18 protein-coding genes and 1 tRNA gene are annotated in these 25,628 nt (G+C 36.8%); 14 read left to right on the plus strand and 5 right to left on the minus strand.

The genetic code is table 11. The features are described from left to right. The first annotated feature begins 3 nt into the window (after positions 1-3). Positions 4-1,200: a DUF1343 domain-containing protein gene (locus tag GFU89_RS09850; RefSeq protein ID WP_318846964.1), complete on the plus strand. Its 1,197-nt coding sequence runs from the start codon at positions 4-6 to the stop codon at positions 1,198-1,200. On the opposite strand, the gene GFU89_RS09855 is transcribed toward GFU89_RS09850, so the two are convergent. From GFU89_RS09855 to GFU89_RS09870, 4 genes are all read right to left on the minus strand, one after another. Next, entirely contained in the window at positions 1,201-1,407 is a 207-nt protein-coding gene (locus GFU89_RS09855) for a hypothetical protein (protein WP_318846965.1), read from the minus strand. Positions 1,408-1,411: 4 nt separating this feature from the next. Further along, positions 1,412-2,044: a DUF3575 domain-containing protein gene (locus GFU89_RS09860; RefSeq protein WP_318846966.1), complete on the minus strand. Its 633-nt coding sequence runs from the start codon at positions 2,042-2,044 to the stop codon at positions 1,412-1,414. Between the two features lie 14 nt (positions 2,045-2,058). Further along, a complete protein-coding gene (locus GFU89_RS09865; RefSeq protein WP_318846967.1) occupies positions 2,059-3,234 on the minus strand; it encodes a thioredoxin family protein in 1,176 nt (391 codons plus the stop codon). 182 nt (positions 3,235-3,416) lie between these two features. Beyond that, the gene (locus tag GFU89_RS09870) at positions 3,417-3,776 is read right to left on the minus strand and encodes a helix-turn-helix domain-containing protein (RefSeq protein WP_318846968.1); all 360 of its coding nucleotides are present in this window, start codon (positions 3,774-3,776) and stop codon (positions 3,417-3,419) included. 143 nt (positions 3,777-3,919) lie between these two features. Between GFU89_RS09870 and GFU89_RS09875 the strand changes: the two genes are divergently transcribed. The 7 genes from GFU89_RS09875 to GFU89_RS09905 all read left to right on the plus strand — a co-directional run bounded on the left by GFU89_RS09875 (position 3,920) and on the right by GFU89_RS09905 (position 15,448). Next, positions 3,920-4,864: an alpha/beta hydrolase gene (locus GFU89_RS09875; RefSeq protein WP_318846969.1), complete on the plus strand. Its 945-nt coding sequence runs from the start codon at positions 3,920-3,922 to the stop codon at positions 4,862-4,864. A 16-nt stretch (positions 4,865-4,880) separates the two neighbouring features. Then, on the plus strand, positions 4,881-5,447 hold the full coding sequence (locus tag GFU89_RS09880; RefSeq protein ID WP_318846970.1) for a cysteine hydrolase family protein: 567 nt from the start codon (positions 4,881-4,883) through the stop codon (positions 5,445-5,447). Positions 5,448-5,654: 207 nt separating this feature from the next. Further along, the gene (locus tag GFU89_RS09885) at positions 5,655-7,238 is read left to right on the plus strand and encodes a histidine kinase (RefSeq protein WP_318846971.1); all 1,584 of its coding nucleotides are present in this window, start codon (positions 5,655-5,657) and stop codon (positions 7,236-7,238) included. Between the two features lie 112 nt (positions 7,239-7,350). After that, positions 7,351-9,936, plus strand: a complete 2,586-nt coding sequence (locus GFU89_RS09890; protein WP_413228584.1) for a zinc-dependent metalloprotease — start codon at positions 7,351-7,353, stop codon at positions 9,934-9,936. A gap of 6 nt (positions 9,937-9,942) precedes the next feature. Next, positions 9,943-13,275, plus strand: a complete 3,333-nt coding sequence (locus tag GFU89_RS09895; protein ID WP_318846972.1) for a SusC/RagA family TonB-linked outer membrane protein — start codon at positions 9,943-9,945, stop codon at positions 13,273-13,275. 12 nt (positions 13,276-13,287) lie between these two features. Then, entirely contained in the window at positions 13,288-14,607 is a 1,320-nt protein-coding gene (locus tag GFU89_RS09900; protein WP_318846973.1) for a RagB/SusD family nutrient uptake outer membrane protein, read from the plus strand. A 79-nt stretch (positions 14,608-14,686) separates the two neighbouring features. Continuing rightward, the gene (locus tag GFU89_RS09905; protein ID WP_318846974.1) at positions 14,687-15,448 is read left to right on the plus strand and encodes a LytTR family DNA-binding domain-containing protein; all 762 of its coding nucleotides are present in this window, start codon (positions 14,687-14,689) and stop codon (positions 15,446-15,448) included. 164 nt (positions 15,449-15,612) lie between these two features. Here the strand turns inward: GFU89_RS09905 and GFU89_RS09910 are convergent. After that, positions 15,613-15,685 (minus strand) — tRNA-Phe (locus tag GFU89_RS09910). A 540-nt stretch (positions 15,686-16,225) separates the two neighbouring features. Between GFU89_RS09910 and tssD the strand changes: the two genes are divergently transcribed. From tssD to GFU89_RS09940, 6 genes are all read left to right on the plus strand, one after another. Beyond that, positions 16,226-16,630 carry a type VI secretion system tube protein TssD gene (tssD, locus tag GFU89_RS09915; RefSeq protein WP_318846975.1) on the plus strand — a complete coding sequence of 135 codons (405 nt, stop codon included), beginning with the start codon at positions 16,226-16,228 and terminating at the stop codon, positions 16,628-16,630. Positions 16,631-16,759: 129 nt separating this feature from the next. Then, on the plus strand, positions 16,760-18,640 hold the full coding sequence (locus tag GFU89_RS09920) for a type VI secretion system Vgr family protein (protein WP_318846976.1): 1,881 nt from the start codon (positions 16,760-16,762) through the stop codon (positions 18,638-18,640). Position 18,641: 1 nt separating this feature from the next. Continuing rightward, on the plus strand, positions 18,642-20,000 hold the full coding sequence (locus GFU89_RS09925) for a DUF3289 family protein (RefSeq protein ID WP_318846977.1): 1,359 nt from the start codon (positions 18,642-18,644) through the stop codon (positions 19,998-20,000). A 47-nt stretch (positions 20,001-20,047) separates the two neighbouring features. Continuing rightward, positions 20,048-20,530 (plus strand): hypothetical protein, encoded by a 483-nt coding sequence (locus GFU89_RS09930; protein ID WP_318846978.1) that lies wholly within the window; start codon positions 20,048-20,050, stop codon positions 20,528-20,530. A gap of 37 nt (positions 20,531-20,567) precedes the next feature. Beyond that, the gene (locus tag GFU89_RS09935; protein WP_318846979.1) at positions 20,568-21,362 is read left to right on the plus strand and encodes a hypothetical protein; all 795 of its coding nucleotides are present in this window, start codon (positions 20,568-20,570) and stop codon (positions 21,360-21,362) included. 18 nt (positions 21,363-21,380) lie between these two features. Beyond that, positions 21,381-25,613 (plus strand): hypothetical protein, encoded by a 4,233-nt coding sequence (locus tag GFU89_RS09940; RefSeq protein ID WP_318846980.1) that lies wholly within the window; start codon positions 21,381-21,383, stop codon positions 25,611-25,613. Positions 25,614-25,628 lie beyond the last annotated feature (15 nt).

Raw genomic sequence — 25,628 nt, forward strand, 5'->3', positions numbered from 1 at the left:
CTTATGAATTTAGATTTCAAAATTAAAAATTTACTTCTGATTTGCCTAATTTTTTTAGGAGTATTCAATCAATATTATTCTCAGACTCAAGTTCAATCGGATTTTAAAACCGGGGCAGACCAACCTGAAATGTATTTGCCACTCTTAAAAGATAAAACAATAGGGGTAGTAACCAATCAGACGGGCTTGATGAGTGATAAAACTCATTTGGTAGATTTTCTGGTAAAAAACGGAATCAAGATCAAGTCGATTTTTGCTCCTGAACATGGTTTCAGAGGAGATGCTGACGCAGGTGCAAAAGTGAAAAATGGAGTAGATATAAAGACAGGAATCCCGATTGTTTCCCTGTATGGAAATAATAAAAAACCAAAACCTGAACAATTGGCCGGAATTGATATTGTTATTTTTGATATCCAGGATGTTGGGGTGAGATTCTACACCTATATTTCCACGCTGTCTTATCTGATGGAAGCAGGTGCTGAAAATAATGTTGAGATCATGGTATTGGATCGTCCCAATCCGCATGATGGGTATACTGACGGACCTGTATTGAGAAAAAAATGGGCCAGTTTTGTTGGAATGCATGAAGTTCCTGTAGTTTACGGGCTTACGATAGGAGAGTATGGAAAGATGGTGAATGGAGAAAAATGGCTAAAAAATGGTATTCAGGCTAAATACACACTTGTTCAGATGAAGAATTATCATAAAAAGCAACGCTATCCGATGCTTGATAAACCTTCTCCGAATTTACCTAATGATAAAGCAATCAATTTATATCCAAGTCTGTGCTTTTTTGAAGGAACTCAGGTTTCTGTAGGAAGAGGAACAGATCTTCCTTTCCAGATTTATGGTTCTCCATGGACGGAAAATCTTCCTTACCAGTTTACGCCAAAGCCAAGCTATGGTGCTAAAGATCCATTCTTGAATGGGAAACTGTGTTATGGAGAAAACCTCTCAGAATATCCTAAAGACTTAAGAGAACTCAACCTTGAATGGGTAATCAAAGCTTATCAGAATTATAAAAACCCCCAGCAGGATTTCTTCCTGAAAAATCTTTGGTTTGATACCCTGTCTGGAACTGATGATTTCAGAAAACAGATCATTGATGGAAAATCAATTCAGGAAATTAAAAATTCCTGGAAAAAAGATCTGGAAAGTTTCGAAAAGATCAGAACCCGGTATGTGGTATATGAAGATTAATTAATCAAAATTTTGAGGCGGATTTTTATCATTTTTGCCCTTATTTAATATAAAGAGCCCGATCGTTAATCCAACAACTCCTGCAAAAGCCGTTAATAAAGCTCTTTGCAATTTATCAGGCAGATCATTTCCGATATAATTCATTAAAAAAAGAATCACAAAAGTGATCACTAAAATGATAATATGATTTTTTCCGAATAGCTTCATTGTATTATTTTAATTTATAAGAAATCATTACCCCTCCTCTGTATGGGATGATTTCACCACTTTTATTAAATTTCTCAGCAGAATCATAACGTCTTCCTGTGGTACGATCATATCCTTTATAAAATCCTTGTGATGTACCGACTGTTCCATATATGTCAAGGTTCCATCGCTCAGATAGCTGAAATTGATATCCTGCCGTAATTCCCAGCATTATAGAGAATCCTCTTTGATACAGATTAGAGTTGCGGAGGGTTTCTCCATTCCAGTTTTCAAAAGTATCATCATTCCAGTAATTCCATTTTGAAGCATTGTAAGCAGCAACAGAAACGTTCGCTCCTACATACCAGTGCTTAAACGCTTCATTAAAATAGTATCTTCCTTCTGCAGATACAGAATAAAACTGTAATTCATGTCCTGAGAAAGACTTCCAAGGTGAAATGAAAACATCACCCTGAAGGGTATATTTTGGACTGATCTGTTTTTCTATTCCAAGGTTTAAAATACCTATCGGAGCAAATAAAACATTTCCTTTTATGTATAAACTTTTCTCCTGTCCTCCTTGTTCCTGCTCCTGAGCACTCAACGTAGTTGCTGACAGGAAAGCTAAAATGCCTGCTGCTAATAATTTATATTTCATCCGGTATGTAATGTTTATTTTATTTGCTTTAATAATTCATCTGCTAACTGAGAATCCTTATTGCCCTGAACTGCTATGTTTTTAGACATTTCAGCGTAGTTTTTTGCCATCTCTTTATTTCCTGTAAGATTGTAGAGTTTGGCAAGAATATAAGTGTTTTCCGACGTTTCACTTCTCATGACAGATTTTTCTGCCCATTCAGTAGCTTTCTTTAATGAAGATGGGTTTTTCACATGATCTGCAAATATCCATGCAGCTCTCAGAAGTTCATTAGGGTCAAATGAATCAGAATTTTTATAATAGTCTAAAGCTGCTTTTTCGTATTCAGCAAAATTACTGTTCTGCTCATAATAACTGAGTTTAGTCTGATTCAGTTTTTTAAGTGCAGCTTCTTTTCCTACCAACGGTTCAGCTGTTTTTAAAAAATAGTCATCGTTGATCTTTTTATTTTTATCATCAATAGACTGTTCTACTATTTTTCCTAATTTAAGCTGAGCATCAAATTCTGTGTAGGTTTCTTCAGGGAGAAATTTAATGATCTCCGCTTTTCTGGATACGAAAATTGTATAATTGGTGTCTTCGGACGACTTTACGAAATAGAGAAGAAAGCCGATTTCATCTTTTGTAAGTTCTTCGGTTTTCTTTTTATTCTGAAAATATCTTTCGGAAGCCTTTTTGGCGAAGTCATAATCTGTGTTGGCATTCAGCTTCATAATATTGATCAGGAATTCCGGATCCTTATCACCACCAGCAAAACGATCTTTCAGGGACCCTTTTTTGTTTCCCGGTGAATTGATATCCTGAGCCATAGCCACAAACATGCTCTCTTCCATATAACCGGTATTTCTGGAAACCAGTTCTCCTTCACCGTTCAGGAAAAGATAAGTAGGATAGGAACGTACGCCAAATTGAGAAGCGATGTCTCTACCTTCTCCTTTTTCCATATCAAATCTTGCATTGATGAAGTTGGTATTGTAATAATCACTCACGGATTTCTGGGTGAAAACATTTCTTTCCATCATTTTACATGGACCACACCAGGAAGCATATGCATCAATAAAAACCAATTTCTTTTCTTTCTTGGCTTTGGCAATAATGTCTTTGAATGGCAGTTCCTGAAACTGGATAGCTTCCTGAGCAGAAATAGCGATGGCACAAAAAATAGATATCCCGGAGATGATCTTCTTCATTTTCAAATAAGATTTGTAGGCGAAGATAATTAATTTTAAAAATATAAAACGCTGAATCTGCTGATCAAGCGTTGATATTAACTAATTTTAAGACTTATACCTATTTTCTGATCTTTCAGTTTGCGTACAAAATAAGAGTTACTTTTTGGACTTTTTCTTTAAAAAAGGAATGAGAATTCAGATTATTTTTTCTTAATCTTTTTATGCTCGTTACCCCATACTTCCAGTTGATCTAAAACCGGAATCAGTTTTTTACCAATTTCTGTAAGTTCATATTCTACTTTTACGGGCACTTCCGCGTATACCTTTTTGACAATAAGCTCTTCCTGTTCCATTTTTTTCAGCTGAAGGGTAAGCATTCTTTCAGAAATATTGTGGATTTTATCCTTCAGTTCAAAAAATCTCAGTTTCCCATGTTTAAGGTGATAACAGATGGAAAGAATCCAGCGGCCGCTGATCAGATTCACAGCATATATTTCAGAACAGCTGTACTCCAGTGTTTTCTTATTTTCATTATTGGTGGATGATTCTTTAATACTCATACTTACATTTTTGTTCGTTCCAGACAATCATTTGTACACTTGGAAAGGAGGATGTTGATAGGTTAAATTTACAAATAAAAACAGGAAATAGCCTGTCGGGAAGTGGTTTTATCACTCATGTAGAATAAAATATTTAGGATAATATGAATTTTAATAGAATTAACAGTGATTTAAAAAATAGTATTGAAAATGTTCCTTATTCGTTGGAAATTGATGAAATTTTATTTTTGAATGCTCCGGAAATTATTCAACAGGAAAGAAACGAATTTACGAAAGCTCATCCTTTCAAAAAACCGGATCATATTGCTGTACAGGATATTTTTATACCAAGTTCAGAAGATGGATACAAGATAAGATTTCATGTTTATCAGCCTGAAGGTTTCAACCGGGAAAGGGTTCTCCTTTGCTTTCATGGAGGAGGATATGTTTTCGGATTGCCGGAGCAGGTGGATGACCAGATGTTTGAAATTGCAGATAGACTGAAGGCAACCATTATTTCTGTTGATTACAGGCTGGCTCCTCAATATCGGTTTCCTATCCCTGTTTTAGATGGTTTTGATGCTTTACAATGGATTATAACACATGGTGAATCAGAGCTGGAGATCAATTCTGATCATATTACCATTTTCGGGGCAAGTGCAGGTGGGCATCTGGCAGCAGCTGTATCTCAAATGGCCGCAGATCATCATATTAAAAATATAAAACATCAGTTCTTACTATATCCTGTGATTCACAACAGGCTGGATACTCCTTCAATGGAAGAGTTTACCGATATTCCACTATGGAATAAAAGCTATGCAGAGACGGCGTGGCTGCATTTTCTGGGCGAAGAAAATAAGGGTAAAAGTATTCAATATTCAGATCTTACTTTTTACAATGATTTTTCCAGGTTACCAGAAACAACGATTGTTGCGTGTGAGTTGGACCCTTTAAGAGATGAAGATATAGAGTATGCTCAGCTCTTATATAAAGCAGGAGTGAAAACGGAATTATGGGTGATTCCTGGCGCGCTGCATGTATTTGACCTCTTTGATTCTCCTATGAAGGATGAATATAATAAGTTTCTTATGAACAGACTTTTCAAATAATAATAATATAAAATAGATGAAGCTACGAGACAAAAAACCGGCACTGATTCTTATTGATATTCAAAAAGGATTTCTTGATGAGAGCTATTGGGGAGGAAACAGAAACAATAAAGAAGCAGAAAAATTAAGCGGAAAAATACTGGAAGCATGGAGAATCTTGAATTTGCCCATATTTCATATTCGACACAGCTCAACAAATCTTCAATCTAAACTGCATGAATCTGATCCTGGATTTGAATTCAATGACCATGTCTTGCCTCAAAATAATGAACCTATTATTACAAAAAATGTCAACAGTGCTTTTATTGGAACTGATTTGAAAGAAAAACTAGATCTTCAGAAATTAAATACTCTGGTGATTCTGGGAATTACAACCAATCACTGTGTTTCCACAACGGCAAGAATGGCAGGTAACTTTGGGTATGAAACGTATGTGATTTCTGATGCTACAGCGGCTTTTGACAGAGTAGGAATACACGGAGAAAAATATGACGCAGAATTGGTTCATCTCATGGCATTAGCTAATTTGAGTGAAGAATTTGCCACGATTATGAATACTGAAGAATTATTAAAGAAGCTGTAGAAAAATTAATCAGAGTGCAATCCTAAGATAGCCATTTGTCTGCTTTCAAAAAAAATAAATAGTTGAAAATACATGTTTTTGTTTCAAAATAAGCTGACCCATTGCCAGTTTTAAAGATATAAATAATTCACTTTACTGTACTGGAATCTTTGTTATACCTTTGCAAACGAATAATTTATATGTAGGAGAACAACAATTTATATTAACTTGGCTATTAATTTTAAACACGCTTTATCCCAAAAATCCATTTACATCGCCGTTCTGTCTGCCTGCCTGATTGCAGTGGCAGCATTTGCTGTTTTGAGTCTTCTGATCACTGAAGACAGTCGTAGAAACACCGATGATTTTGCAAAGAAAACCTTCTTCCGTAAATATGAATCCATAGAACATGAATTCAGAAATATTGAAGACTATCAATATCTGCTTCGTGCATTGATTCAGAAAGACGGCCTTAAGAATTATAAAGAGTATTCTCTGGTTTTAAATGATTTAAACAAAAAAAGAAATCTGCTGCCTTACAGCTGGTATTATTACGAAAATACAGCTTCCGGAAAATCTGAGAGTAATAATCCTTTATCCGATATTTTCAAAAAGACAGATTATAAAGAGAAAGTCATTGTTTTAAAAAACAACGGGTCCGGGCATTTCAGAGACCTTCTGATAACTAAAAAAGACAGTATGTACTGGGTGAGTTATGATTCCCTGATGCTGCCTGATAAAAATAAGCTCTATTATGGTTCTACCGTAAGCCTGGATGATCTCCATCAGTACTTTATCAATGTAGACAAAAGTTCTAATACGTACGCGTATGTCTTTACCAAAGAAGGAATTTGCATTACCCATCCGGAGAAAAAATACATCGGAAAGAATATTTTTGATTTTACAGATATTAAGGCTAAAGATACATTGTCTGGCATAACTGAAGCGGGATATACCAAAGGAACAGCAGTTTCAGAATACCTTGGAGTTGAGGTGACACGTTTTATAAAACCTTTAAAAACAGATAATTTTGACGGATATACGGTGGTGAACCATGTAAATTTCATTATTGATGAAAATATAAGCAAGATAAAAACTTACACGGTCTATATTTTTCTCGCAGCGTTATTCCTTATTGTAACTGTTTTTATTTTATTCCAGCGATCCGCAAACCTGGCCTATCAGGAAAAAGAAAAAATACAGTCTGAGAAAAATTTCCTTTTGATAGAGAATGAAAAGATGCATAAAGCAGAGGTGATTAACCAGCTTCAGCAGCTTAAAAATAACATTAATCCGCACTTTCTTTTTAATTCCCTGAATTCTCTTTACATGCTGATTGGCATTAATAAAGATAATGCACAGAAATTTACCATGAATCTCTCCAAGATTTACAGGTATCTTATAGTGCCTCCAAAGGAAAATATCGTTCCTGTTTCGAAGGAAATCAAATTTATACAGCAGTATATGGAGCTCCAGAAAAGTAGGTTTGATGAAGAGATGTGCTTTGAACTAATCATTAATGATCCTGAAAGTCTGGAAAAACGAATTCCATATTTATCACTGCAAATCGTTACTGAGAACGCTATCAAGCACAATATTGCGACCATAGATCAGCCTTTGGAAATTATCATTATTGTTGACGAAGATGGGATCACGGTGAAGAACACCTGGCAGCCAAAAACGGAACCGGTGCAGGGAGAAAAATTCGGAATTGATTATTTGAATCAAGTTTATGAGTATTTTAAGAATAATCTTCTTCATATTTCTGTAGATGGTGAATATTTCATATGTTTTTTACCCTTAATGAAGTGAAAATAAAAATCCATTCACTCCCGAAAAAGCGCCTTTCACTCCCTAATATTATTTATATAATTCACTATACCTATAGCTTTGCTAGCTGAAACTAAGATATTTACTATTTGGAATGAATCGGACTATTTTAATGAAGAATTACAGGCTGGCACTGTATTTAGGTCTTGCTATGGTTTCACCAATGGCAATAGCACAGAAAAAAGATACAGTGAAGGTCAACAAAGACAAAACTGATAAGACAGAAGCTTCCACATCAAAGAAAACAAAGAAAATTGAAGACCTGATCAAAAAAGGAACTTATAAAAAAGGACTTTTTAATACGATACAGGTGAAAACGGATATTTATTTTGAAATTCCTGACAGTTTGATGGGACGTCAGTTTTTGGTGGTAAACAAACTTTCTCAGGTACCAATGCAGGTGAATGAGGCAGGTTTGAACAAAGGAATGAATTATGAAAATAAGGTCATCTCTTTTCACCGTGATCCCGTAGCTAAAAAAATATGGGTAAAAACGGTGGTGCCTAAAGTATCATCCCCAAAAAATGATGCCATTACGAAATCTGTTAAAGACAATTTTTCAGAATCTGTAATCGAAGTCTTTGATATTGAAGCGCAAAACAGTGATTCTACAGCAGTAGCAATCAAAGTCAATAAAGTTTTTGATGGTAATCAAAAGAGCTTCAATGACGTTTTGGCTAATGTAGGATTAGGAGGATCTGTGAAATCAAGCCTTTCTTATATAGAAGGGGTGAAGACATTTCCTAAGAATCTTGTAGTGAAGTCTCAATTATCCACGTCTGTAAACGAAGGCGGAGTAGATTTGCCGGTAACCCTGGGTGTTACCACGAATCTTGTACTGCTTTCTAAAATACCGATGAAACCAAGAGTTGCAGATTCAAGAGTAGGGTTTTTCTCCGAAAAGCACTGGTCGTTTAATGACAATCAGCAGAAAATGGATGAAAAATTCTTTATTACCAAATGGAACCTTGAACCAAAGGACGAGGATAAAGAAAAATATTTAAGAGGTGAGCTGGTAGAACCTAAGAAACCGATCGTTTATTATATCGATCCGGCAACACCAAAACAATGGCGTGAAAAAATCATTGCCGGGGTACATGACTGGCAGGCGGCGTTTGAGCAGGCAGGATTCAAAAATGCAGTGATTGCGAAAATGCCGGATGAAAAAGATGAAGATTTTGATATTGATGATGTAAGATATTCTGTAATTACTTACGCCGCTTCGCCAAAGTCAAATGCAATGGGACCATCGGTAGTAGACCCGAGAAGTGGTGAAATTATCGAAGCAGATATCATCTGGTGGCATAATGTAATGACTTCTCTTCATGACTGGATGAGAATCCAAACCGGACCTATCGATTCGAAAGCCAGAGGGAATAAATTCAGTGATGAACATATGGGTGAGGCGATCCGTTTTGTTTCATCTCATGAAGTAGGACACACTTTTGGATTGAAGCACAATATGGGAGCTTCATTTGCCTTCCCGGTAGAGTCGCTTCGTTCTAAAGAATTTACAGACAAAATGGGTGGTACGGCACCCTCCATTATGGATTATGCGCGTTACAATTATGTAGCTCAGCCGGAAGATGGCGTTACAGCTATCACTCCAAAAATTGGTCTTTACGACAAATATGCTATAGACTGGGGTTACCGTTGGTATCCTGATGAATTTGTTGAGAAGAAAGCACTGAGAAACTTAATTGAAAAACATGAAGATGACCCGTTATATTTCTATGGTGAGCAGCAGAGCTACCTGGAAACTATCGATCCTCGTTCGCAGTCTGAAGATTTAGGAGATGATGCCATGAAAGCCAGCGAGTACGGAATGAAAAACCTGAAAGTGGTTGTCAATAATCTTTTAAAATGGACGTATGAAGATGGTAAAGAGTATACAGATGCAGGGAAACTGTATCTGGGAGCTATCGGACAATGGGATCTGTATACAGGTCATGTGATGGCGAATGTTGGAGGAATTTATCTGAATAATACGGTTTTTGGCAACAAAAAGAAAGCTTACGAAGCAGTTCCTGTTGAAATACAGACAAGAGCTGTTGATTATCTTGTTAAAAATGCAATCAACCTTCCGGAATGGTTATTCTTTAATCCGATTACAGAAAAAACGTACCCGGTTAAAGATTCACCAATGGGACCATTCGAGCAGACGCCATATACCATGGCAAGAGGAATGCAGTATGCGAATATCTATTCCCTGTTGATGGATGACAGATTGTTGAGATTGCTTGAAAATGAGCTGAAACATCAGGTATCAGGTTCAAAAGAAGAGATCTACACCGTTGAGAAATTATTTGATCAGGTAAGAACTGCTATTTTCAGTAAAAAAGGAAGTCTGACGATGCTTGAGAAAATGACTCAGAAAAACTATGTGGATGCTTTGATTGTTTCGGTGAATAAATTATTTGAAAAAACAGCAGTGAAAGGATTGAAATCAGACGATACTCTGAATATCCCAACGATCTGTAGTTTCCATGAAGATGATCACGGTCTTAGGAATATCAATTATTCATCCATGAAAAGAGTATCTGAAGTCACTACTTACAAGAGAGCGGAACTTCAGAAGGTTCTGGACTTACTGAACGGAACAAGATACAGAGGTGATGATGCTTCCAGAGCGCATTACACAGATTTAATCATTCGTATACAAGAGGCTTTAAACAAATAAACGGCAATGAAAAAAACTCTAATACTTTTACCTCTTTTGGCTGCTAATATAGCAATGGCCCAGCAAAAGAAAACCATCACCGGGAAAATAGAAGACGGAAATACTTCTCATGTGATTACCGGTGCATCTATAAAAATAGAAACTCAGTCTGTCTCTACAAAAACAGAATTGGAAGGAATTATTGAAAGTGTATCAGTAGGTACAGTGACTGATAAGGACGGAAAATTTATATTAGAAATTCCTGAAGATACCAAATCCGTATCAGTAAGCTATCCTGGATATGAGTCCAGAGTAATTCAACTGAATGAAGGGCAGACTAACTATACCATAAGACTTACTTCTGAAGTTACAGACAAAAATAAAATCCAGGAAGTAATCATTACTGGATATCAGAAAATTGAAAAACGCAAGCAGACCTCAGCGGTTTCTACAGTGAAAATGGACAACATCAGCCAGGCTGGTGTTGCCAGTGTAGACCAAATGCTGGCAGGACAGATTGCCGGTGTGGCGGTAACTCCTGAAACCGGAGCTCCAGGAAGTCCAGCGAAGATCAGAATCAGAGGTACAGCTTCTCTTTCCGGTCCTCAGGATCCGCTATGGGTAATTGACGGTCTTCCATTAGAAGGAAACGATGTCCCGAACTTTACAGATAAAGACAATATTGACCAGCTTCAGAACTTCTCCATCGCAGGACTGAATCCTAACGATATTGAAGATATTACGATCCTTAAAGATGCCGCAGCAACAGCAATTTATGGGGCAAGAGCAGCAAATGGAGTAATTTCCATTACTACGAAAAAAGGAAAGAAAGGAAGCATGAAACTGAACTTCTCAGCTGATACTTTCGTTACCTCTCGTCCTGATTTTGGGAAACTGAATCTTTTGAATGCTTCTGAAAAAGTAGACCTGGAACTGATGCTTGCCAAGCGTGCAGACCTTACTTACCGTGCAGATAAAGGGGAAGTGATGAGAATCCTGACTCAGAACAGCCAGCTTGATGCTTTCAGAAACGGAGGTTTTGATGCATTGAACTCATTCACACGCCAGCAAATTGACGGTTTAAGAAACAGCAATACAGACTGGGGTAAACTGTTGTACAGAAATGCCATCAACAAACAATATGGATTAAGTGTTTCAGGAGGAAGTGACCGTGCCGATTACTATTTCTCCCTGGGATACTATGATGAAGAAGGAACAACTATCGGTACAGGTTTTAAGCGTTACAACCTGACTTTAAAAAACAATTATAAATTAAGCGATAAGTTAAATGCAGGAATCTCTATTTTCGGAACGCAAAGTGAACGTACATCTTTTGTAACGGACGCTGATGCTTCAATAAACCCTGTTAATTATTCAAGAAATGCCAATCCATATATGAAGCCTTTCAATGCAGACGGAAGCTACAATTATGATAAAGATATGGATGGTTTTGAGGATCGTTATATTCCTTTCAATTTCCTTGAAGAAAGAGAAAATACAAACTATTCTCTGAAAAATAACTCTTTGAAAGCTATTTTAGATTTAGAATATAAAGCGTCAAAAAGTTTAAGATTTACCTCTCAGTTAGGTCTTCAGTATGATACCAACAAAACAGAGAAATTTGCAGCAGAGAATACGTACTTCACCAGAAAAATGAAAGAAAATACCCGTTATTACAAAGACGGTAAATACAATTACTTTCTACCGGCTGGTGCTGTAAAACAAAACTGGGATAACGATTTCTTCCAGTACAACTGGAAGTTACAGGCGGCATACAGCACGAAAATCAATTCAAAGCACGAAATTGATTTGATGGCAGGAACAGAAATCCGTAAAACAGAAGATAATACTACTATTACCAGAGCTTTCGGATATGATCCAACAACAAGAAGAGCTACGGCAATTGTTTTCCCGAATTCAGGTTTTGCAGCAGATAAAAGATATGAAACATACCGTGAGGCAGCTCCTGTAGAGAATGCTTACGCTTCTATGTTTGCTACGGCATCTTACACCTACGATCAGAAATATACATTCTTCGGAAGTGTGAGATATGATGGAACCAATCTTTTTGGAGTCAATAAAAAATATAAATACCTTCCGATATGGGCTGTTTCAGGATCATGGCTGGTGACGAAGGAAGACTTCATGAAAAATATTGCTGCGGTATCTAACCTTAGATTGAGAGCATCTTACGGTCTTCAGGGAAATATTGACAGAAACACATCGCCATTCTTTATTGGTGAATACAATGATACAACGATTCTTCCAGGTGTAAAAGAAGGAGTTATCAATGTTATCAGCCCTCCGAACGATAAACTGAGATGGGAGAAAACAACCAACACAAACGTTGGTCTTGATTTAGGATTGTTCAATAACCGTGTGAGCCTTACCGCTGATATCTACAGCAGAAAAGGAACGGATATGATCAGTATGAAAGAAACTCCTCTTGAAACAGGATTCGAATATACAATGATGAACTGGGGAAGTTTGAGCAACAAAGGTTTTGAATTGGCAATATCTACCAGAAACATAAATCATGATAATTTCAAATGGACTACTACGATCAACTTTGCACACAACAAAAGTAGAGTATTGAGCGAACAGCCCCGTGACAATGCTTTCCTTCCTTCAAGAGAAGGTCTTCCGGTAAACGCTGTTTTTGCTTTGAAAACTGCAGGAATGGACGAGCACGGAAACCCATTATTCTGGAAAGGAGACCAAAAAATTTCAGCAGTAGAGTTCTTTAAATTATATGATGTGTATGCAGATTTCCTTCCGGGGCAGCTTGTAGATACAAAACTCTCCAACGCTGAGCTGAGAAGCTTGTTTACCTATGTAGGAGACAGAGATCCGAAGTTTACCGGAGGGATTATCAACACATTTAAGGTAAGTAACTTTGATCTTACCATCTCTGCAACATTCAACCTGAAGCAGACGGTAATGAGAACGCCTTCTTACCGAGGTATGGATCTGGATAGAGGAAGAAATTACACAAGAGAGATCTACGAAGCGGGAGGTTCGCTTCCGGGAATTACAAGCCCTGATATGGACGCTAATCCGGACGGATGGATGGCCAATAAGTGGTTTGCCGGAAACCGTTCAAGTGCATACAATTTACTTGATATATGGGCAAAAGAGATCAGCTATATAAGAATCAGCAGTATTCGTTTAGGGTATACACTGCCTAAAGAATTTACCAATCCTATGGGGATTTCCAGTCTGAGACTAAGCGTTGAAGGGCGTAACCTGTTTGTATTCAGTAACGGATATAAAGGATATTTTGATCCGGAAACGTATGGTAATATTTATGCACAGCCTATCACCAAGTCGGTGACCGTAGGATTTAATGTTTCTTTTTAAAACTTGAGAAAAATGAGAAAAATTACAACAATCATAGCGCTTACAGCAATCAGCTTTATCAATATCGGATGCGACAGGTTTTTAGATATTCAGCCGGAAGGGAAAATTATTCCTGTTACCGCTGAAGATTACAGAAAAGTACTTACATCAGCCTATTCAAAATATCCCGTTCACAAATCGCTGGTAGCCCTTCGTACTGATGAGACAAATCTTGATGACAATGGAGTAGATTTTATTTCTTATCGTGAAATTGCGATGTGGAAGGACTCGAACTATGATTCTACATCTGCGGAGCTTCCTTGGTTAAGCTTTTATACCGTAAACTTCTACCTGAACCAGATCATTAATGAAGGAAGCAAAACGATGAAGGATTCTCCTGAGAAGAATCAGATTTTGGCAGAAGCATATGCTCTTCGTGCTTATTTGTATTTTGATTTGGTGAATTTATATGGGAAACCATACAACAGTGCTACAGCTTCTACAGATAGAGGAGTTCCTATCAATCTTGAAATTGATCTTGAGCAGGTATTGAAGCCATCTTCCGTGCAGGAAGTATACAGTCAGGTTCATGCAGACCTTAAAAAAGCAGAAGATCTGATGGTAGAGCAGAAGCAGGCATTAGGAGTCAACTACAGATTCTCAAAAATAGCATTGCTGGCTTTTGAAGCAAGAACGGCTTTGTATGAAGGAGACTGGAACAAAGCTTTAAATTATGCAGATCAGGTGCTGGCTATAAAAGGAGATTTGAGCAATTTGAATACAGTAAATACCCCGCCTAATCATTATGCTTCCCCGGAATCTATCATGGCGCTGGACAATACCTGGGATAACTCTATAAAGGTCTTATCTTTTGCATCTCCCGAGCTGATTTCTTCATACAATACTCCTTCAGATAAAAGGTTTGGCATGTATTTTGAAAAAAGTGGTAGTAAGTATAAAGTTATTAAAGGAGGAAGCTTAGAATTCAAAGTATCTTTCAGAACAGCAGAACAGTACTTTATAAAATCTGAAGCGTTATTAAAGCTGAATAAGCTGACTGAAGCTAAAGAAACACTTCTGAAAGTTTTAAAAAACAGATACACTCCGGACGGATATACTTCAGTTCAAAATGCAGTAAACTCAATGGATTCTACAGCATTTATGAACTTTATTCTGGATGAAAGATTCAGAGAATTTGCTTTGGAAGGACAGAGATGGTTCGACTTAAGAAGAGCAAATCAGAAAAAAATAAGCCACACCATTAGTGGCAAGGAATATATTCTTCAGCAGAATGATCCGCGATATACCATTGAATATCCAATGAGCGCGAAGAAGAATAATCCTAATCTATAGAACTTCATATCAAATTCAATACAGAGGAAGCCGCTTGAACTTAATTGTTTCAGCGGTTTTTTTGTACTTTTGCATCGTTATGAAAATTGCCATTATAGAAGATGAACTGCTGGCTGTGAATTATCTGAAAAATCTTTTAGATACACAGAGTATAGTCCCTGTTACAGAGACTGTTGTTCTTCGTTCTAAAAAACAGGCAATTGATTTTTTTGAGAAAGATTCTGCAGATCTTATTTTTATGGATATCCATCTTGGTGACGGGATGAGCCTGGAAATTTTTGAACATGTAGAGCTTTTCACCCCGATTATTTTCATTACTGCATTTGATGAATATGCCATGAGAGTATTCAGGCATTTTACTATTGATTATCTTCTGAAACCTTTTGAAGAAGAAGATTTGCATAAAGCTCTACAGAAGTTTATCTCCATACGTAACAATTTTGACCCGGAACCGGTGCTTAAATCAATTTCCTCACTGCGCCAGGCAGAAGATGAGGTCATGAAACGTTTTATGGTAAGAGAAGGGAATAAGCTTAAATCAATTGATGAGCATAACACCGCGTATTTTTTTGCTTCCGGGAAATACCTTTTCCTTACTACAAAAGATCATCAGACCTATATCTATGATGATACCATTAAAGATATTATTCAAAAACTTAACCCGGATATTTTCTTTAAAATAAACCGAAAGTTTATTATTAATAAAGAAGCTGTTTCTGAAATCATTAAACATTCCAGTCAGAAAGTAGAACTTAGACTGTCTCCGGAACCGGAAGTAAATGCTGAGGTTTTTATCAGTAAGACACAGATTGCAGAATGTCTCAGCTGGCTGAACAGGTAAAACTGTATGGAAACATATACTTAGGATAATCAATGAAATTGATTCCCATCTTTGCTCCCTTTAAAATTTAGCTTTAAAATAATAAGTCCTTTGCGTTAATTTTACTTTTAACCGGTAAAGTATAACAACAAAAAAACCTCTAAAATAAATTAGAGGTTTTGAAGTGGTTTCTCCAGGAATCGAACCAGGGACACATGGATTTTCAATCCATTGCTCTACCAACTGAGCTAAGAAACCATTTATGTTTTTGTTTATTACTTCGTTGTTTTAAAGTGATGCAAAAGTATAACATTTTATAATACCGCGCAAGTTTTTTGATTTATTTTTTTGAGGAAATCTTTTAGTATGGCTCGTTTTAAATTCCAATGCTTTGTTCATCAGTGGTTTTGTTCACCTGATTTTTTTTCATTTTTTTATAATTTTTATTTTTTTATGTCCTTCTGTCCCTATATTTTCAATTCTGAAATTGATTTTCTGCTCTAAAACTGCTGTTCTTCTTTACTATTTATCTGAAGATACTCTTTTGTGAATGAATTTTGAAATTTTGATCTCTCTTTTAAATACCTTAAACAATCAAAAAAATATTACGATTTTAAAGAGCTGTAAATGTCAAACACCTGATTTGTAGGAGGTAATTTACCTAACAAGTGTTAGTCGTATTATTACGACACTTTTTAAAATTTAATAATAAAACTTATTTACGTTTTGTAATTACATCTATATTTGGTGATATAGAAAAACAAATCATAAAATATTAACCATTAAAATTTACAAATCATGGCAGAAAGAAATTCAAGAGGAATTTTAAAATTCAACAACGGTGAAGGACAAAAGTTATTAAAACTTAACTACAGCGTATCAAGATCTACAGACGTATCAGGACGTGTAGCATCAGATCCTTCCAATGCTCTTATCAAACTTACAGTAGAAGCTACTGAAAAATCAGACATCCTTGAAAGTTTATTGAACGGAAAGTATAAGCCTACAGTAGGAGAGGTTACTTTCAATAAATCTCATGAGGAAGGAACTTTAACAACCTTGAAATGGACAAACGGTTATGTTATCCAGCATGAAGTAGATTTCGATGCTGTAGATGAGAACAGTATGTACATCAGTTTTGTAATTAGTGCAGAACAGATAGATCTGGGGACTTCTTCTTATTTCGGAGCATGGCCTTCTTAATAGTATTCGGAATTTAAACGATCAGGCAGAATGGCACACCGGTTTAAGGGATGCTGTTCTGCCTTTTTTAACCTTATAGAGCAGCTGTTTATAAAAAAATAAAAGTTCTGAAAAAAACACCTAATCACTATGAATAAAAATGCCTCGAATTCTGATAAGATTTCTGAGAATCATATTCCCGGAATCAACCGTGTGGTAAAGCTGGATATTGTGATTGAAGGCAAAATTATCAAACACTTCAAGCATTTCCGTTTACAGCAAAGTGCCAGAAGACATCATGATTTTGAACTTATTTTAGCCCACGATTCTCTTGGAGAAGCCCAAAACCACACCCTGGAACAAGCACGCCAGTTTTTGGGAAAGAGAATTACTATCGTTTTCAAATACAAAGATTACGAAAGTGAAAGCCCTGAAAGAACTTTTGTAGGAGTCATCACCAAAGCCGCATTCAGCCAGGAAAAAATGAGCCTGGGAAACATTGTACTGAGAGGTTACAGCCCTACCATTCTTATGGACGCAGCTCCCCATACCCAGAGTTTTGGAGGAGATCAGGCCGTTAATACCGGAATCATTGCCAATAAAATATGTAAAGAAGCACTGGGATCAGAGAAATTTGATTTCAGAGTAGATACCCAGAATAAAAGCTATATCAATTATAGCGCACAATATAACGAAACCCATTACAACTACCTTGCAAGAACAGCAGAAGCCTATGGAGAACAGTTTTATTATGATGGTGAAGTTCTTCATTTCGGAAAACTTCCACCCTCAGAAAAACCGATCCGCCTCGTATACGGAAGCAATGCTAGCGATGTACAGGTAGAGCTGAATGCTGTGCATACCAATCCTCAGTTTTTTGGATATAACAGCAGCAGCCATACAAAAATGGAAGGTTCTGAAAACAATATCAGACATTTGGGAGAAATCCCTTCCAAAGCTTACGAACTGAATAATAGTATCTTCAAAACCCAATCACTTTCACCCGCTCCCATCAATGCGAATATGTTCATGGATGTGAGCGACTCACAGAAAAGTGCTGCCGGAAGTGCTGCTGTAGAAGTATTTACTGTTTCAGGAAATACAACCGTTCCATTTTTATATCCTGGTTGTCTTGCAGATATAGAAATGAGGAAGCCGGATACCAGCCAGACTTCTTATTTTACAAAACTTACGATTACAGAAGTTTCACATGAAGTGAATGCCCGGGGGTATTATACAGGAAGCTTTGAAGCAATCGCTGAAGGAACAGGCTTTATGCCAAAACCTGAATTTATAGAACCTAAGGCTGAACCGCAGGTTGCCACCGTTATTTCCAACACAGATCCTCTTAATCAGGGAAGAATACAGGTGAGATTTGACTGGCAGAAAAATCCTGATACTACCCATTTTATCAGAATGATGAGCCCAGATGCAGGAGGTACAGATGTTATTACCCAAAACAGAGGTTTTGTAGCAGTGCCAGAAGTGGGAGATCAGGTAATGGTAGGCTTTGAATACCACCATCCGGATTTTCCGTTTGCGATGGGAGGAATGTTCCATGGGCAGGTTGCATTGGGAGGAAGTATCAACAATCATCTTAAATCTATTCAGACCAGAAGTGGTAATAAAATAATTTTTAACGATCAGGAAGGAAGTATTTTCATAGAAGATCCAAGTGGAAACACGTATTTAATGGACGGAAAAGGGAATATTGTAGTTAATGCTCCTAAAAATATAACCTTCACAGCAGGAGAAAATGTACAGATCAATGCTGGTAAAAATATCATTGCTTCTGCGCAGAGAAATGTCAATATTATGGCCGGAGAAGATATCACGGAAACCGCCAATGATGATTATAACCTGACAGCAAGTAATATTATTGAAACCGCAGAAGTTGGAAGAAGCTCCAGAGCAAAAAATATTACGGAAAATATGGAAGCGGGCTCTTATATCAGTACAAAAGAAGCCATCAATGTAGAAAGTGCCAAAGAAGTGCTTATCAATAGTGGTAAACAGGTAAAAATGCAATAATATGGCTGGCGAAGGCGGAAATATCGTAAGAAATGTCTTTGGAAAGTCCTATAAGGAAGCAGAACAAATCATGAAAGATGCTTCCAAAGGAACCCTTGATTTTAAATCTCCTCAGGAAAATACCTTTTATGGGAAAAAAGGAGGGAAGAAATTTGACGAATATCAGGCAAAAAAAGACAATACATTACTAGTAGTAAAGGTAGAAGGTCCTTTAGATGATAATGGAGGGAAAATTGCCAAACCTAAAGAAGGAGTAAAATATTGGTTCAAAGCAACCTTTAACAGATCTGCAACGAAAAGTGAGTATAAAAAGCTTCAATGGCAGGAAAAAATAAATGGAATTTCTATTCCTTTCTTTTTTGATTATTCTTCAATCACCGGAAATACGGAGACGATACAGGTGAAACTTCCCTGTTATGATATGCGTGTATATGCCTATTTTAAAACTCCAATTGACAAGGTAAGTGTAGAAGTCAAAATAACAAATCCATTACCCCTTTATATTGACAGATTTAAAATTAAAGGAAAAGACAGGAAAGGAGTGAATATGGCGGATGATATGTGTTATGGTCTCGGTGTTTCCAATCAATATCCTTCAAGATATACTCTGCAGGATGTAGAAAGTAAAGGGATTTGGATCAAGTCGGAGATAAGAGATAAGACAGATGAAGAATTATGGACTGGTTTCAAACGCATGGTAGGAACTCTTTTTTCAGTTGGAGAACTGGAAACTGTTGCCTTTGATATGATTGAAAAATTTAAGCGAAGCGAAGGAGGGGAATACACGAATCCTATATTAACAAAACATGTATTACAACATCCTTCAAACCAAAGATTCTGTTTAAGCATAGAAGATGAAATTGCTGACAGGATTAAGAAAAACCATGGAAGTGTAGCATCCATTGAAGATGATGAAATCCATTTTACAGATGATGAGATTGGAAAGTTTGGAAAAAGAGGTTGGGGACATCCACAGTTTTCAACAATGAAGGACACCTTCATGGGAGGTCTTACTATTTGTATGAATGATACATGGGCCTATGAGGTACAGCTGACGAAATTCAATAAATCTGGTAATGGTACCTACGATGCAACGTATAAAGTTGCTTTGTATGATCACTTTGGACTGGATATGCCGGATATAGAAAAGAAATATTACTATCTGCTTGGTTTCAGATATTGGTTTATTTTGCAGCATATCAGAGGATACAAGCCTTTTGTCACTAAAGTTGAATTTGAGAAAACTTTTAAAGAAAGTATTACGATTGGTAAAACAGAACGCCAAAGTAAAAGGAGAGCTGAAAAAGAAAGAGAAGACCATCTTCGCAATATGGGAAGGAGAAGGCCGGGAGAATATTAAAAATGAATAACCATTACAACTTAGCAGGTATTATTACACACATAAAAATGAAGTATTTACAATCTATAAGAATTATTGCCACTATATATTTTCTTTTGACAGCTATGAGCTGTGATCAGAAAAAGAATGATTTTATTCCACTTGAGCATATGACTTTTACCAATGCTTATTATAAGAATGCGGTCAAAATTTCATATTATATTCTCATAGATAATCCGGAACCTAACGAAAGTATGCTGAAAAAAGATATTATAAGGTACGTGGAAAACAGCTTAAAAAGCAATAAATCTCTTACACAATCCGAAATATCTTCACTCAACTTTGTTTTTTATAGAAAAACGGATAATACCTCATATTTTATAACGAACAAGGAAAATGCAGGTGAACTGCTGGGTGAAGAAATATCACATTACCAACAAGATTATATAGCCAATTATCTGGTAAGTAGATGTGGACGTGGTACAGTAGAAAAAATATACCTCTACAACCAGCCGGAAGAGATTGTTAATGATAAAAACTGTATTCAATAATGCTGCTTTGTTCCATTAAATAACACTTAAACCCCATATGGTAGAAACAAGAGTAAAACCTTTTCAGAAATACGCTTTAGGAACCCATGATTATCACGTGGAGAATGCTCTTGAAATACAATTTGGAGAAGCAAAAGGGTTTTATTCATCTTTTAGAATTACACTGCAGGAGAAAGAAAATGAAGACCATACAAAAAACTGGCTGATAGAAAAGGTAGATGATTCCTCTTTTCCATCTGAAAATAAATTTATGGAAATCCTGTATATCCTGGAGCAGAGCTCTTATCCGCTGGAAATAAAAGTGGATGAAAAAGGAAGCTTTCTGGGAGCCGCAGACCATCAGAAAAATATAGAAAACTGGAAATTCAAAACGGCAGTGCTTCAGGAAAAATACCAGAATGCTGAGGTGTTCAGAAGCCAATATCTGGTTGCACTTGAAGATGAAACCGTTTTTTATAAAAACAAACTGAAAGAACCCTTCTGGAATCTATTATTATTCGCTCCTTACTATGTAGATAATGGAGGTGAAAACCGAGAATCCATCCTATGGAATATCAAAGGAGTTGGCGATGTAGAATGTTCCGGAGTCATTAATGCAGAACAGAGAGACTATGGTTTTAATGCATTTTTCACTTCCGAAATCAAAGTTCCAAACACCATACAAGAAGAATTAGATAAGAAATACCTGTATCAGGCGGGACGATATCAGGTGAAATTAACTATAGAAATGGAATACAACTCCCGTAAAAAACAGTATTCCAAAAAGAAAGCTGACTTTATATTGTCAGATGGAGATAAAACAGTATACTGGGAAACGATCACAATGACTTAATCTTTATGAACAAATGACATGGCGGATAAAGGATACATCATTATAGAAGGAGCCTCTGCGTACTGCAGCAGCTCTGTAGCCAACAACTCCAAAGGAACCGCCGTTCCGATGGAAGTAAAAAGCCAGAAAAAAAAACTAGGCAAAAACAAGTATTTTGCACAGAATAAACCTGTAGCAACGTACCTTGATGATAAAGCCGACAGCTTCGGTGGTGGCAACGGATTTGGAAACTGCAAAGGCTCAGACGGGAAACCTTACCCTTGTAAAGGCAAATGCAGCATTAAATATAAAGACTATTATGAAAACGTAGAATTCAACAAGAGTATGAAAATACTGTTGGATACATCTACCGGAAACTGTCCTGGATATGGCGTTCCCGGAACCATTGCCTTTGCAACTACCGGGCAGGCGAATAATGTTTCCCAGATTGAAGTCAAAGAAGCGGATGAATTTTCCGTAGCCAATACTTCACCACAATGGCCATCATCGTCTGCTTCTGAAGCAAGTATAGCCGTGTCATCAATCTCAATGACAAGACCAATTCTGGCAGATAAACCTACCGGAAATTATTACTATATCAAAGGAATGAATGGCCCGTTGTTTCCCATTGCAAACCCTTTTGGTGGTGATAATCTGGAGTTGAAAGCCCAGTTCAAAGGAGATGAAAAAAAAATCATCTGGGCCCTTTTCAAAGGAGAAGGAATCAAAGATAAAATAAAAACATTTATCGGATTGGGAAGCAATTTCAGCCAATCTATGAGTAAAATATTTGACAGTCTTGCAGAAGGGAAGTACAGACTCGAAGCATATGGTAAAAAAGCAGGAGATGCTAAATGCTCGATCAATGTAGAAGTAGTTCAGGATTTTGTTAAAAAAATTGTCAGCCCGGGAACTTCGACCTTAATTAAAATCCCTCTACCTGTATCTATTGAACGTAAACTCAGCAGTGGAGCCGACCAGGCGAAAATACTGAACAAAGGTTTCTTTATGCCTGTGAATAGTGTTCAATGGACTGTGAAACAAGGAACAACAGTACTCTATAGCAGTTATTCAGAAGTCTCTTCTTCGCATCTTGTGGATGTAACGGGGATTGGTGATCGTATATTTCTAACTTTTAAAAATGAAGGAAAATATACCGTAGAAGCATTTACAGATCCCACAGATCCCAAACCGCAGTCTATTGAAGTTAAAATAGAAAACAGCCTGGGGGTAATGGGAGTGAAAGGAGAGCCGGGCTTAGTAAGATTCAGTGATATAATCAAAGTGCAGGCTTCCAGATTCAATGTCAATTATATGCCTTCCGGGACTTCTGTCTATTGGTATCTTAAAAAAGAAGGAATTGGAAGAGTGGCTTTATTTGAAAACTCACCTTCTTTCAAAACAGGTACTATCAGTAAAAAAGTAGTAGAATTACTTTATAATGATGCAAAACTGGGCAGTGATCAATATTTCGGGAAATATATACTGGAAGCTTATGCCAATCCGGTTGGAGCAGGAAAGCAGCCCGGATTTTCAGGATCAGACTGTTTTAATTTTGAGGTGATTCAAAATGTAATCGATAAATTCACGCTTCCCGCCACCAATATTCCAAAAGGAACCAAAATAAAATATACAGCAACGGCAAGAATTGCAACACTGGCGGGCAATGAAGCCATAAAAATAGAAGTTCCCGATAAAGTGACCAATAACGGGGACGGAACCATCACATTTAATGATCTCGGAGAATATACTATTTCTGCGTATTTAACCGGAGATTATACTGATGGGAAGAAAATTGAAGTGAAAGTAAAAGTATCAGAACCTACCATAAAAAGAGCGCTTTGGGCCTATGGAACAGGAGTGAAACGTACGGAAACCGGTTTTGGGGAAGAAACGTATGGCTTTCTTGAAATTGATGGTCTTCAGAATCAGGCTTTAAAAGTAAAAGTATGGGTAAAAGGTGAAGGAGATGATTTCTACAAAGAGAAAGACAAATATATGCTGGAGGAAAAAACCGTTACCCTTAACAATGAGGGTAAGGCTTCCTTTCTTATTACCACCAATGATGATTATAAGAAAAAACTGGCGGCAGCTATTCCTAAAACAACGGAAAATCCTAATCCGTCTTACCGCCTGGTATTTACCATAGAGCTTCAGGCAAGTTCATCAGCCGATATTGTTCTTCCTGGAAATATTACGATTCAGGGAACACGTCCTGTAGTTATAGACAGTACTACTACCTATTTGGAAGTGCTGGATTCTAATGAAGAATTGGTGATGACTTCCGAACAGAAAATTGTCTCCATCATGTTCTCTACGGAAAACGGTAAAGATATTCAGCGGGAGCAGACTTTCTATGGTAAAACCCATAAACTTTGGGTGCATACCGTCAATATGACTGAAGAAGTTCTGAAAATTGACGTTTTGAAAGAAATTCCTAAAGAAGGATTAAACGAAAAAGACCACATAACCTATACCCACGAAAGTAAACAGAGCTACAACGAAGAAAAAACAGGAAAAGACGGCCTGCTCGAAGTTTCTTTCACAGCAAAAGAAGAATGGAAAAATCCTCCAAAGAACTTTGATTACTACATAGCACAGGTTTCCCGTCAGGTTCAAGATCCTGCCGACCCTAAAAAAAAGGTCTGGAAAATAGAAAAAAGCCAGTTTACTGTCAACAATACACTTCCTGCGGATCTGGTCAGAACGGAGGATATGGAAAAACTGGGAATCAAAGCTTATAAAAAAGACGGAACTCCTTTTACAAAAGAAGAAATGCTTGAGTTGAGGAAGCAGTATATTTTTTATGAAAGTGGCTGTCTGAAAGTTTCTCAAAAAGAAACACCAGAGGCTATTGATAATGATGTGATGCCTGTGGTAGTGGAAATGGCGGAGGTGAAGAGAGAAGGTGAAAATGGTTGCCCACGATGTAAAGCTGAAATTACAGTTGATATTCTCAAAAAAGTATATAAAAATGCAGAGAATGAAGATTTACAAGAGTTGGCATTAACGTTAAACAAATACAGAAATATTTTCGAATTAAATACTTGTGCAAGAAAAGCTCATTTTTTCGCACAGTCATTACAAGAAGCAGGAACGAGTTTAAAAGGAGGTCTCCATGGTGAAAGTTTGGATTATGCAGCTGAAGATCTACCAAAACATTTTAAAAATTTTAGAGCAAATCCTGAACTAGGTAAGCAAAGTCCACCTAATGATCTGGCGTATGAATATGGTAGAAGTTCAAAAAATGGATATAAATCTAATGAAAAGAAAATTGCAGAAATAGCATATGGAGGAAGGCTTGGAAATGAATCTGTTGATGATACCTGGAATTTTAGAGGTAGGGGATTGTTACAAATAACAGGAAAAGGTAATTACAAAGAAATTCAGAAAAAAATAGACGAAAAAGCCAGTGACTCTGGAGTTATGATTTCTGACGGGGTAGATAGAGACTATACCCCTAAGGAAGCTGCAATAACTGGTATGGCAGATTGGTATAAGGATTCTATGTATTTGAAAGCTGATGATACAGGGAAATTAACAGATGACGTTGTTGTTGACTCTATTGTTGATATTTTAAATAAACTTACACCTTCAAGGCAACATCGTAAAATCTGGTATCGTGGAGGTAAGCTGGATAAATGGGAGGTTAAAGCAAATGATTCTATGAAATCTGTATTTAGGATAGGAGAATGTGGCAAAGGCGCAGGATTGAATTTGGTGGGAGATGCTCCATGGTTTCAGGCTGCCTGGAAAGAATATGAAAAATATAAAGGATTAAGAGAAATGGATAGTCCTTTAAAGGAAAAAATTACCGAGTATTTTGATGTATCTTCTGCTGCTGGATTAGGTTACGATTATACAAACCCGTGGTGTGGTGCATTTTTAGCTTGGTGTTTTGATCAGACTCAAGATTATAAAAGGATTAATACTCCTAAAAGTGCAGCTGCCTTTGGCTGGAAGGGAAGTACATGGGAAAATGGAGAAGATTGTGATGCTTTTGTCGGAGCTTTAATAGTTTTTGATTATTCACATGTGGCATTAATTGTTGGTGAGAATTTAGATGGTACAAGATATGTATATTTGGGAGGGAATCAAGGGAATGGAGAAAAAACAGCAGGATATCAAAAAATAATATTAGGCTCTGTTGATAAAGAAAGTAAGTCGATTGTTGCTATTACTAAACCTAAAAAATATACAGTATCTGCAAAAGATAAAGAACTTCCAAAGTATGATGTTAATGCTGAAAACACTAAAGAAAGTTCCAGATAATAAAATATAATTTAT

It is taken from the genome of Chryseobacterium sp. JV558 (genome assembly GCF_033712365.1).
Classification (GTDB): domain Bacteria; phylum Bacteroidota; class Bacteroidia; order Flavobacteriales; family Weeksellaceae; genus Chryseobacterium.